1 protein-coding gene is annotated in these 621 nt (G+C 46.4%); it reads right to left on the bottom strand.

Going from position 1 to position 621, the window contains the following annotated elements; genetic code table 11:
* Window positions 1–235: 235 nt before the first annotated feature.
* On the bottom strand, window positions 236–621 hold a 386-nt coding region (locus tag ABD892_RS10130; RefSeq protein ID WP_345195503.1), incomplete at its 5' end, for a transposase.

Here is a 621-nt window from a genome sequence, read left to right as displayed (position 1 = left end):
GCTGGGTTACATGGCTGCGCGAACCTGCCCCATGCCAGCAAGGCTTCTCAAGCTGGCTGAGCCACAGTGGTAATCAGGAAAAACAAAGCATCAACCGGATTAAAACATTAGGAAACCTGCGAGCAAGTGACTTTAAAGAAATGCAGTGAATGACAAATCATTAATTCACTATTATCCAACCTGAAAATGACTCAGTTTCTTGCCATTGAAACCGCTTTTCCGGCTTTCGGATACATTAACCCTGCGTCCGAATCATTTGGTCCAGTCTAACCATGTTTGCCAGAGCGAATAACATCGCCAGCTTGCCATCATTTTTCTGAAGTCCCCGATAACGGGCTTTGATAAATCCAAACTGGCATTTGATGATTCTGAAGGGATGTTCCACCTTGGCTCGGATGCTGGCTTTCAGGTATTCCGTTTTCAAAATGACTTTATTGATTCGGGGGTGTTTCCTGAGTCTCTTCAACTTGCCTGGTTGTTCGGCTATATGCCACTGTACAGAGTCTGTATTGAGCTCTTTTCGCTTCTCAGCGCCTCGGTAGCCGGCATCGGCAAAGACAAACTGTTCATCACCGTGCAACAGATTACGGGCTTGATTAAGGTCATGTTCATTGGCGGCTG

The organism is Kistimonas scapharcae (assembly GCF_039540975.1).
Lineage (GTDB): Bacteria > Pseudomonadota > Gammaproteobacteria > Pseudomonadales > Endozoicomonadaceae > Kistimonas > Kistimonas scapharcae.
This window is presented reverse-complemented; position numbering and strand designations above follow the sequence as displayed.